Annotated in this window: 10 protein-coding genes and 1 pseudogene; 7 read left to right on the plus strand and 4 right to left on the minus strand. The window is 32.5% G+C overall.

Translation table 11 applies throughout. The features are described from left to right. Positions 1 to 161 precede the first annotated feature (161 nt). The 3 genes from CVD18_RS19245 to CVD18_RS19255 all read right to left on the minus strand — a co-directional run bounded on the left by CVD18_RS19245 (position 162) and on the right by CVD18_RS19255 (position 2,599). Positions 162 to 656: a fatty acid desaturase gene (locus tag CVD18_RS19245; protein WP_103867135.1), complete on the minus strand. Its 495-nt coding sequence runs from the start codon at positions 654 to 656 to the stop codon at positions 162 to 164. 195 nt (positions 657 to 851) lie between these two features. Beyond that, positions 852 to 1,562: a LytTR family DNA-binding domain-containing protein gene (locus CVD18_RS19250; RefSeq protein WP_103867136.1), complete on the minus strand. Its 711-nt coding sequence runs from the start codon at positions 1,560 to 1,562 to the stop codon at positions 852 to 854. Continuing rightward, positions 1,559 to 2,599, minus strand: a complete 1,041-nt coding sequence (locus CVD18_RS19255; RefSeq protein WP_103867137.1) for a sensor histidine kinase — start codon at positions 2,597 to 2,599, stop codon at positions 1,559 to 1,561. The genes CVD18_RS19250 and CVD18_RS19255 overlap by 4 nt, the downstream gene beginning before the upstream one ends. Before the next feature lie 200 nt (positions 2,600 to 2,799). On the opposite strand from CVD18_RS19255, the gene CVD18_RS19260 reads away from it, so the two are divergent. From CVD18_RS19260 to CVD18_RS19290, 7 genes are all read left to right on the plus strand, one after another. Next, entirely contained in the window at positions 2,800 to 4,086 is a 1,287-nt protein-coding gene (locus CVD18_RS19260) for a hypothetical protein (RefSeq protein WP_103867138.1), read from the plus strand. A 39-nt stretch (positions 4,087 to 4,125) separates the two neighbouring features. After that, the gene (locus CVD18_RS19265) at positions 4,126 to 4,965 is read left to right on the plus strand and encodes a DUF5694 domain-containing protein (protein ID WP_146052857.1); all 840 of its coding nucleotides are present in this window, start codon (positions 4,126 to 4,128) and stop codon (positions 4,963 to 4,965) included. Between the two features lie 136 nt (positions 4,966 to 5,101). Beyond that, on the plus strand, positions 5,102 to 7,114 hold the full coding sequence (locus CVD18_RS19270) for a T9SS type A sorting domain-containing protein (protein WP_103867140.1): 2,013 nt from the start codon (positions 5,102 to 5,104) through the stop codon (positions 7,112 to 7,114). Between the two features lie 212 nt (positions 7,115 to 7,326). Further along, on the plus strand, positions 7,327 to 7,719 hold the full coding sequence (locus CVD18_RS19275) for a hypothetical protein (RefSeq protein WP_146052858.1): 393 nt from the start codon (positions 7,327 to 7,329) through the stop codon (positions 7,717 to 7,719). An 81-nt stretch (positions 7,720 to 7,800) separates the two neighbouring features. Continuing rightward, positions 7,801 to 9,075 carry an alpha/beta hydrolase-fold protein gene (locus CVD18_RS19280; RefSeq protein WP_103867142.1) on the plus strand — a complete coding sequence of 425 codons (1,275 nt, stop codon included), beginning with the start codon at positions 7,801 to 7,803 and terminating at the stop codon, positions 9,073 to 9,075. Positions 9,076 to 9,237: 162 nt separating this feature from the next. After that, positions 9,238 to 9,762 (plus strand): GNAT family N-acetyltransferase, encoded by a 525-nt coding sequence (locus tag CVD18_RS19285; protein ID WP_103867143.1) that lies wholly within the window; start codon positions 9,238 to 9,240, stop codon positions 9,760 to 9,762. A gap of 55 nt (positions 9,763 to 9,817) precedes the next feature. Beyond that, positions 9,818 to 11,062, plus strand: a complete 1,245-nt coding sequence (locus CVD18_RS19290) for an IPT/TIG domain-containing protein (RefSeq protein ID WP_103867144.1) — start codon at positions 9,818 to 9,820, stop codon at positions 11,060 to 11,062. A 199-nt stretch (positions 11,063 to 11,261) separates the two neighbouring features. Here CVD18_RS19290 and CVD18_RS23545 read toward each other — a convergent pair. After that, positions 11,262 to 11,573 (minus strand): annotated as a pseudogene (locus tag CVD18_RS23545) (trans-aconitate 2-methyltransferase); the annotation flags it as partial. Positions 11,574 to 11,609: the final 36 nt, after the last annotated feature.

Here is an 11,609-nt window from a genome sequence, read left to right on the forward strand (position 1 = left end):
TGAAACCATTTAATGGAGTGGCAACTAAATATCTACAGAATTATATGAACTGGTTTATGGTCTTGGAACGCATAAAAGAGAATAACCAACGTCTCAAATCCTTTGCCTACTATGCCCTTGCTGGACAAAATGCATGGCAAATTTGGAAAACAACAACTGAATCAGTCATATAGTAGAATATAGCTATGTTTTTTAGTCCAAGGGTGTGATGGTGCAAGTCGTAAAAAAGGGTTTTTATCTATATCAATATCACTTCCTTCAACATTTGCATATAAATGATGTGAGCGAATATGTCTTAACCCCCAAAGTAATGGGTCAATACCAACAGTCAGAAAGCTAAAAAAATGTAAAATTTGGTTGGCATTTTTATTTTTAAAAGCGGTATTGTGTGATGCGTCGTGACCTAAACTAAATCCAAGTAATAAACCCGATAGTTGGAATATTAAATACATTGTCCAAAAAGTAAAATCGTTATTTGTATTTAGCAGAAAATAATAACTTCCGTAAGAAATGAGCGACCAAAACAGTCCTTTTATCCAAAAATTAGTTTTTCCAAACTTAAAGTTAGAACCGCTTAATTCAGAATGAACTCTATTTCTTAAAGTAAAATAAAATTCCTTTTCTTTTTTTGTGTTTTTAAATTTTCTATTGTTCATTTTTAAAACTCTGACTAATGTCAATTTTTATTTTTTTTGAATTACTACAAAAATTGACTCATGGTCTAAGAGATTAATAGAGTTTCTTTATGTAGGGAACTACCGATAATGATAGCTTATTTAAAAAGCTTACTTTAATGATATTAATTTCTTTAAAAATACATTTTTCTGATGTTTGCTTGGGTATAATCCAAATTATAATTTTTTTTTAGCAATGATCTCAAAAAAAGCTTTGCGATAGGTATCTCCGATAGGGAGTGCTTTATCATTGATATATACATGCAATGAATCTGTTTTTTGAATATGATTGATCGCTACGATATATGATTTATGAATTTTTATGAATCTACTTTTAGGTAGTGTATTTTCTATATGCTTGAGCGTACTATAGGTAATGATTTGTTTATTGGGTAGATGAATGGCTGCATAGTTTTTTAATCCTTCTACATACAGAATCTCATCGATATAGGCTTTCTCATAATTATTTTTGCCATCAGTTTTTATAAACAGGGATTCTTTTGTAGAACTACTAGCATCGATATCTATGGTAGTTGGTTTTACTTTGAGAACGGCTTGATAAAAACGCTCAAACTCAAAAGGTTTTAACAGATAGTCTACCGCATTGAGATCATACCCTTCTAGTGCAAATTGTGGATAAGCAGTTGTAAAAATGATTAGCACCTTGTCTTTGATGATTTTGGATAATTGAATCCCTGATAGATCTGGCATTTGTATATCCAGAAATACAAGATCAATGTTCTTACTTTCTATGTGCTGTAGCGCTTCTAGTGCTTTTGTGGTGGTTGCGGTGAGTTCTAGAAATGATACTTTAGATACATAATTCTCTAGCAACCGTATTGCTGGTGGTTCATCATCTACAATCAGGCAACGTAGGGTTTTGCTCATAATGGAATTTTTAAAGAGGCTTCAAAATAAGAATTTTCTTCTTTGCGAGACAGATGATACTCATTTTTATAAAGTGCAGTAAGGCGTCGTTGCATGCTGGTATAGCCAATCCCTTGTTTTTCATATTTTTCTGAAGTGGCTATCTTATTTTTGGTATGAATTTCAATAGTATCTTTATGGATTGTAATTTTTATTATTGCTCTGGCAGAAGCATCATTTACAATACCATGCTTAAACACATTTTCTACAAAATGAATCAATAACATGGTGGGGATGGTGTGATGGGTAGCATTACCTTCTACCGTATAATCTACTGCCAGATTATCTTCGTATCGTTTTTCAAAAAAATAGATATAATCAGTAATGAACTTTATATCTTTTTCTAGAGGTATGGTATCATATTGTGTCTCATAGGTTACAAATCGAAGTAAATCTGATAGTCTATGAATATCTGAAGCAATTTTGGGCTGGTCTATGATAAGGTCTGAGTAAAAACTATTCAGAGTATTAAATAGAAAATGAGGGCCTAATTGAGATTTGAGCAATTGTAGCTCCGCTTTTTTATTTTCTATCATAAGTTGATGAATCGCTTCTTTATGAGCTACAAATCGAAAGAAAAGATATATAGCGGTACTAAATAATAGGCTTTTGGATGCATAATAGGAGTTATCAAATACATAATATACAAAATGCCGGTAATCATCACCATAGTTATGTATTCCTGTATAGCTGTATAATACGATCTCTTCTAGAAAATAGCGAATTCCAGCAAATAAAAACACCAATACAACGGCTCCCAAGAGATATAATAAAATACGTTTTCGTGATAACATCAAGGGACATAGTATCTTATAGTTAATAGCATAGACACAGAAGAAACTCATATACATAGCCATAGTATATAATACTAAGGGGGAAGAAAAATAATCTGTCCAATCATTATGGTGTTTATAGATATAATCTCCAAATGTACTCATCACTATAATCAGTAGGGCAAGCAACAAGTGATATCTCCAACGGTGTTGTAATACAGTCATACATCAAAAATAAGGTTTTGAATATGTATGTTCTCTCTTTTTGGTAGCAACTGTCTTTTTCTTTATACAAACCCCATAAAACATACAACCAAATATCTAGTCGTAGTTTTTTTACTTTTTGTCAGGTAAAGTGTGGGATAGGTGTAAACTCATGATTTTTTACTGAAGTAAGAATTTACTTTGATCAAAAATCAAAACACATGAAACCATATATTCTAGTAGTGAGTATCATTCTATTTTTTTCGTGTAAAGAAAAACCCCTTGATACTCCCAAAATCACCAATCAAAAAACGAACAGTATCTCTACTATACCAGTAATAGATTCCTCTTATATTGCAACCAAAACAAGGTATTTTACCGTAGATAGTACCACAATAAAAGGAGAGGGACGTATAGTGATAGACACCATACTATCCCAATCACAATTTGTAATGTTTGGTGAAAACCACGGATCAAAAGTTACCTCACAACTCATTACAACGCTTGTGCCTATGTTGCATGCAAACGGGTTTCATCACACTGCTTTTGAAGTTGGCCCGAATTCTGCAAAAAAACTGATAGACCTAAGCACTCCTGTATCGACTACTGTAGAAAAACTAAAAACATTTAACACACGATATTCATTAGAAGAAGATTATCAGTACCCTATTCCTTTTTTTAGTGGAGTAGAAGATGCGCAGTTTCTTCAGGCTGTACGCCAAAAGAATATGAATATATGGGGATTGGATCAGGAGTATTATTATGCTGCCCCGTATTTTATGGATGAATTACTCTTTTTGATGAAAGGTCACCCCGATTATGCAAAGATTGAATTAGAAAAAGAAAAAGCTGTTGATATTATAAAGTCATGGTATACTCAAAAAGATGCTAACAAGATTTTTGATACAATTCAAAAATCTCCTGTGGTACAACAATATTTTAATCGTTTTGCAGGAAATGCGCTTGCAGAACAGATGCTCAACGATTTAAAAATAAGCTGGGATATATATAACAGATGGAAAGAAGATTCACATGCAGATAGAATAAGCTATATGCGTACTAATTTTATGAATCGATACAATGAAGCACTAGAAACAGAAACCGCTCCCAAAGTATTTCTAAAGTTTGGCAGTTTGCACGCATCAAAAATTTTAACCAATACATGTTATGATTTGGGGGATTTGGTGACACAGCTTGCCAAGAAGAATGCTAGTAAAGCTACTACAATTAATTCATGGCATCGATATTATATAAATGAAAAAGGAGAAGAGGAGGACCACCTAATAAAGTATGCTTCTTATTATAAACGATTACAGGATTTTATGGTTCAGGCAAAGCGTGACCAATGGGCAATCATCAATCTCGAATCGATACGAGAGGATATCTTGAAAGGTCGTATTGCATTGCCTACAAATGGAGATTATCATCGTATCAAAAGCTTGATCGATGGGTATGACTATCAACTGATTTTACCTTTGGATACCGAGGTAACACCTAATAAGGGGTAATCTATATCACATTAGTATAAATAACAAAAAACATTTTTTATGAGACATCATTTAATGGTTACTATTATCACTGTGTTTTCTGTATGTTTTTCTTGTATTTCTCAAGATCAAAAACCAGTTGTTAGTATTTTGGGGATGATGCATTTACACAATCCTGGTGCAGATGCCGTAAATATGGATATGGGTAATATCTACTCTGATAAAAGACAGGCAGAGTTACAACAATTAATTACCCTAGTAGCCAAATTCAAACCTACCAAGATTGCTATAGAAAAACCTTTGGGTGATACTTTATGGACTCAAATATATTATACACATTATCTGAATGGGGTGTTAGAAAAAGAAGTGAAAGAAGAGGATAAGTGGGCTATGCCTAGTGAGGTGGTACAACTATCCTATCCATTGGCAAAAAGGATGCATCATACCAAGTTGTATGCCATAGATGCTTTTACCGATTTTGAAATAGCCCCTGTATTGGCATATGCAAAAGAGCATGATCAGACAGTAGAATTAGCAGGATTTCAAAAAATGATCAGTAAGATGCAAAATGATATAGAATCTATTTCTAAAGATTCGGTATTGGATATTGTAAGGTTTGTAAACTCTCATGAGTTTGATAAAGAATACAATCAAAGCTTTTATCTAAAACACTTGGTCTCTATAGGAAAAGAAGATGAGTACATAGGTACAAAAGTAGTAGCAGACTGGTATTTTAGGAATCTAAAGATTTTTACCAATTTAAACAGAATCATTGAACCCAATGATAGAATTTTGGTAATTTATGGAGCAGGTCATAAAGATATCTTGGTTGATTTGATCACTGATAGAGCGGATTGGGAGTATTATGATATTGCCGCAATGTTATCTTCTGGTAAATAAATGAGGATACTCTTTTTTGAGTAGGTTTAAGTTTGTAACTTTGTGATACACAAACTCTTTCGGGTTTTTATGTTAGTTTTTGATAGGGCCAAAACTAGTACTGCATAAAAATTCGGAAATTAAAACCTAATTAAAAATGAAACGTATTTTAATAATCGTCGTTACCTTTTTTACGGTAATGAGTTTCGCACAAACTCAACAGCAAAAGCCCAGTGAACTCGTAGCCCAGCAAAAAACCTTGGGGGCAGAGTTCCAAAAAGTCCAGATTTTTTCTCCTGCTAGTCAACAGAAAAATAGCATACAAACCCCTAAAGGGCTTGATGACTATATGTTGTTTTCTGTAGATCAGAGAGCTATGAAATCTATGCAGGGAGGGTATCCTGCTACAATGAATTTAGAAATTCCAGGACAGAAATCCGCATTGTCAGTAGATTTAGTAAAAGTAACTATTACTACAGATGATTTTCAGGCAATAGATATGCCATCGGGTAGAGTATTACCTCGGGACAACACTGCTCATTATAGAGGTGTTGTAAAAGGAAAATCGAATTCTCTGGTAGCTATTAGCTTTTTTGATAACAAAATAGCTGGTTTTATTAGTATAGATGGTGAGAAAGATAATCTTGTTGTTGGCCCTGTGAAAACAACAGAGAACCATATCTTATATAGAGATGGACAGATGAGCTATTTATATGAACTGGCATGTGATGTAGAAGATGACTTAGAAGGGTATACAAAAGAAGAATTGGCTGCCCCCCAAAGTCGCGCTGCTACAAAATGCCCGAGAATATTTTTTGATATCGGTACCGATGTGGTAAATGATAAAGGCGGAAGCCAACAGGCTTCTAATTATGTAGAAGCTTTATTTAATCAAGCTGCTGCATTGTATGCAAATGATCAGATATTTATTAAGCTATCAGGTACAAAAGCATGGGCGTCTAATCAACCATTTAGCAGTGATTTAAATAGTTATATCAACTATAAAAATAGAACTGGTCTTAATGGAGATTTGGGGCATTATGTTACCTATGGGTATGGTGGAGGACAAGCTGGAGGAATCGGTACTCTCTGTAATTCATCAAGAAAATATGCCATTTCTGGAATAGAAGGTAGCTATGTCAATATTCCTACTTATTCTTTTGATGTATTCTTAATATCTCATGAGATGGGGCATAATCTAGGATCAAGACATACACATGCATGTGTGTGGAATGGTAATAATACAGCAATAGATGGTTGTGCAGGTTCTGTAGAAGGAAGTTGTTCGTTACCAGGAAACCCAGCTGGTGGAGGAACCATCATGAGTTATTGCCCTAAAGTGAGCGTAGGAGTCAATTTTAATAAAGGATTTGGACCACAACCGAGTAATGTAATTCGTAATTATATTGCAGGATCAAGTTGTTTACAAACTTGTGGCGGTGGTGGCGGATGCTCATCTGGAGATTCTGTGTCAGTTACTTTTTCTAATAATACAGATTGTACACTACAGTATTATAATAATAACTCATTACAAGGATCAGCAAATGCAGGACAATCATTTACTGCCAATACCACAGTAGGTAGTATATGGCAAGCTAGACAAGCATCTGGTGCTACTGTAGATGATTTTACCATTATTTGTGATCAAACAACTTATGCTTCTTCTGGTACTTGCGGTGGTGGCGGTGGTAGTTGTAGTGGATTACCACAATATGCAGCAGGAACTTCGTATAACCGAAATCAAGAAGTGCAAAATATTGGAGAGAAGTTTACATGTGATGTTCCAGGATGGTGTTCTTCTAGTGTAGGATGGGCATATGCTCCTGGTACTGGAACATATTGGCAATATGCATGGTCAAAAACAGGGACTTGTAGTAGAGCATCTATTACTTTTAAAGAAGATGAATCTGCAAGTGGATTAAATTTCACAATTTATCCTAACCCAGTGAGAGATCAATTAAACATAGAGTTTAATAATTTGAAATCTTCTTCTAGTATTAGTATCAAGAATATGAACGGAAGAATATTAGAAACAGATCAACTGAAAGCTTTATCAAAAGGAGCTACAGTAAAAAAATCTATGGATGTAAGTGATCTACCTAAAGGTATTTATTTTGTACAAATAACTATAGGTAGTAAAGTAGTTACACAAAAGATTTTTATAGAATAATTTTTAAATCATAATAAGTTTTGGTCCTATTAAAAGGTTGTCTGCAAAGACAACCTTTTTTTTGTTTTCTTATCAGTAAATTCAAACTCGTATAAAACCCCTGAAAAAAGGGTAGTACTATCTGTTAATAAATGATAGTTTTGTAAATGTGTCACTGTACTATTTTGATCACAAGAGTATTAGAAAGAATAGAGATTAAAAATAAAAGAATTATGAGGAGTATGTTTTTTGTGATGATATCATTGATTGTTTTAGGGTGCAGTTCCCAAAACGATAAAGACTTCAAAAAAGGAGCATATACCTCTAAAGAAAAACAAAGCTTACATGATGATCATGAGAAGTTTGAAAAACTGAAATTTGAAGAAGCAACAAAACAATTTGGAGAACCTAGTGAGACTCGAAAAATAAAAATCGATGATGAGACGGTACATTCTTTTCTCTCTGATGAATTGATACAAAAGTATTTTTCTAAAAAAGAATACCTGAAAAAAGATACCTATATGATTGAGGCCAGTTGGAAAAGACTTTCAGAATCATGGATCACTGTATGGTATATTTATGAGAAAGAAATCTGGAAACCAATACAAACATTGGTCACCATCTGATGATAAAAACAAAAGAATAAGTTTTTATGAAATGTATTTTTAAATTTGTGAGGTAAAATAGTACCAAAAACAAATTAATACATGAATAAAAACATACTTATTATAGTAGCTGTTCTCGCCTTAATACAACACACTTTTGGGCAACAGCAAACTACAAATTTTGATGACTCTAGTGAAAGGAGAATGGTATTCTCTGATATACTAAAAGAAGAACGTGAATTTCAGGTCTATTTACCCCCCAGTTATTATACTAATGATAAAGGTAATTTTCCAGTAATTTATATTATGGATGGGGATTATAACTTTAAATACATTACTGGACTAGTAGAATTATTATCTAGCGTAAGCGGAAAAATACCAGAATGTATCGTTGTAGGGATTGCAGACAAAGGAAAAGCAACGTATAGAAAAAACTGTACTCCTTCTTATCTTCCAAAACAACAAGGTAATGCATCTAATTTTATGTCGTTTATAGAGAATGAATTACAGCCTTATATTGATACACACTATAGAGCTTCTGATTATGAGATATTGATAGGTCAATCTATTGGTGGATTGTTTGTAACAAATTATCTACTTGAAAAACCAGAAACATTTGATTCTTATATTGCTATAGAGCCAGCATTATGGTTGGGAGACTACGAAATTGTAAACCGAGCAGATTCAATTTTTAAAGCAAACAAAAAGCTTAAAGCACATTATTTTGTCTCTCTGGCAGATACAAAAGAAATGGGAATTAGGCAATTGGTAGGGATATTGGATAAACATTATCCTATGGGAACTACGTGGGATTTTATGCACTTTGAAAATGAAAATCATAATTCTGTTGGACTGGTTACTGTAAAAGAATCCTTAGAAAAAATTTTTAAAAACTGGAACATAAGTAGAGAAGCGTTTTATAGTTTTAAAAGTTCACAAGAAATTATAGATCATTATCATCAATTATCAACTAATTTTTCAACCTCGATAGCGATACCTTCTTACTTTTTGGGTAATGTGATCTACTATTATTACAATCACAAAAAAGAGAAAGACTTATCTATCCTTGAAGAAGAAATAAAAGTTAAGTTTCCAGCCTCTATAGAAGAGTTCTATCTGCAACTGGCATTAAATCATTTTGAGAATAAAGAGTATGATAAAGCACTAGATGTGTATACAAAGAGGATCGCAAATAATCCGTTGTCTTATCAGGCATACGAGGGAATCTCAAAAGTATACTATGCACAAGGTGACTTCAAAAAAGCTTTAGAGATGAGTGAGAAATCTGTAAAAATTGCCAAAGAAAACAATGTTAGACAATGGATGCTAAATGAGCTGAATTCTAATGTAAGTACTATAAAAAAAGCATTAAAGTAATATATATAATAGTATGCTTAAAAATGAATAGTAGTGTATACTGCTATTCATTTTTATTTTTAGAATACATTGTAAAGTATCAAAAAGAGCACTTTTTAGTAGCATTAAATTTTTCTAACAAAAAAATAGTATGTTTATAAGGTAAAAGTAATTGGGAATTAAATGGATATAAAAAAAACGTTTGAGACAGAAAGGTTGATACTTAAACCCACATCAGAAAATGATGCAGCATTTATATTTGAATTATTGAATAGCCCAAAATGGTTAGCATTTATTGGGGATAGAAATGTTACTTCTGTAGAAAGTGCAAAAGAATATATTAAGAGCAGAATACTACCTCAGTTTGAACGATTGGGGTATGCTAATTATACCGTTATACGAAAATCAGATCAGGTAAAAATAGGAAGTTGTGGCCTTTATGATAGAGAAGGACTAGAAGGAGTAGATATTGGCTTTGCTTTTCTGCCTGGGTATGAAGGAAAAGGCTATGGTTATGAAGCTGCAAATAAGATAAAGAATTTAGCTTTTGACGAATTTGGAATACAAGAAATTTTAGCAATTACCGCAAAAAACAACCATTCCTCTCAAAAATTATTAGAAAAATTAGGGCTGAAATTGAATGGTACGACAAGATTACCTAATGAAGACGAAGAATTATTGTTATATATTATAAAAAAGAAATCATAACTAAAACAGACTTACCAAAAAAAGGGCTTATTTTTATAACTTATAAACTAAAACTATGAAACAAATTTATCTCATTACAATGATTAGCCTTCTGTTGTGTAGCTGTTCTAGTGACAATGATGTAACTACAACTGATCAAGATACTACTAATCCTGTTATCGAAAGTATTTCAGAAAGCAATGTAAAGGAAGGAGATATTCTCACAATTACAGGTAAAAACTTTGATCCTAATGAAACATATACTGTAACATTTAATGGTGTTGCAGGTACCATTACCGAAGTAAATGTAGCGTATATCAAAGTGGAAATTCCTGAGAACGCCACTTCAGGAAAAATACAATTAGTATATAATGGCAAAACAATAGAAGTAGGAGATATAGAAATCAGTGTACCTATAAGTAAATTATATGCATACAAAAGAGGAAGCTCACAAAGTATTGTAGAGATTAATACCAATGATGGTACAGAAATATCAACGATAGCTACTCTAGGTGATAACTATTATTCTGATCTGGTTTTTAATAAAATGACAAATGAGATTGTTGGTAAATATACGCTAGGAGGAATTACTCCAGAAAATGGTAGTGATATTTCTTTGGAAGTATTTTTTTATAAGATTAATACTACTACTGGAGTTATAACGGAAGCTGAAATTTCTACTGATTATGAGGATTTTGTAATGAATGCAGAAGGCAAGTTATATACTTATAAAAGAGGAAATCCACAGCATATTGTAGAGGTCAATGCCGATGATGGTACAGAAGTATCAACGATAGCTACTCTAGAAGACAATTTTCAATACTATGATAATTTTGTATTTAATGAAAGTACAAATGAAATTATAGCAAAATATATCACTCCAGGAGTTATAGACCCAGATACAGGAGTAGAAACTCCTACGCAAAAATATTTATATAGAATTAAAGTGGAAACTGGTGAAATTACGGAATTAGAAATGACTTCTGATTACGAAGATTTTATAATTACCCAAGATGGTACATTATATGCCTATAAAAGAGGAGCATCGCAGAGTATTGTAGAGATCAATACCAATGATGGTACAGAAGTATCAACAATAATTACACTAGATGATAAGTATTATTCTGATCTTGTATATAATGAAGTTACAAATGAGATTATAGGGAAATATAGAGAAGGAGGAGTTATTACTCCTGTTCCAGGAAACAATAGTAAAACAGCATTAACAGCATTTTTGTATAAAATTAATGTAGAAACAGGTGTAGCAACTGAGTTTGAGCTTGCTTCTGATTATGAAAGCTTAATAATACTTAATAAGTAGTATTTTGATACTAATTGTTAAATGTGATATATAAAAAAAAGGACACCGAAATACGAACTGTGTAAATAAAAAATAGTAAGGCTTTTAAAAGCCTTACTATTTTTTATTTACACAGTTTATTGCTCTAATCTCTATCAATTTCATTTCAACTTCAGCAAAGCCATGATTATTTAATGGTTTGATATATAGGTATTCATTATTAACTCTTGTGCTGCACCTTTCCTCCCATTCTAAATACAATCATGCCCGTATCAGTCAAAAATTGTACGATATTTTTTATAAATATTGAGTGATCTTTAATCCAATGAAGTGCTTCGTTAGAAAATATTAAGTCAAATTTACCTTTCAGTTTTAAAAACCTAGCATCCATACATTCAAAACTTAAATTGTGATTAGTAAAACTAGGGTGTTTTTTAGTAGCAAGTTTTATCATTTCTAAAGAGCTGTCTATTCCTAGCACTTCACCGTTAGTGTGCCACGAAGTGGCATACATCCAGTAGGTGTAAATCCTACCAGAGCAATTACCTGTTCACTCTGAAGATACATG

It is taken from the genome of Aquimarina sp. I32.4, assembly GCF_002924285.1.
Lineage (GTDB): Bacteria > Bacteroidota > Bacteroidia > Flavobacteriales > Flavobacteriaceae > Aquimarina.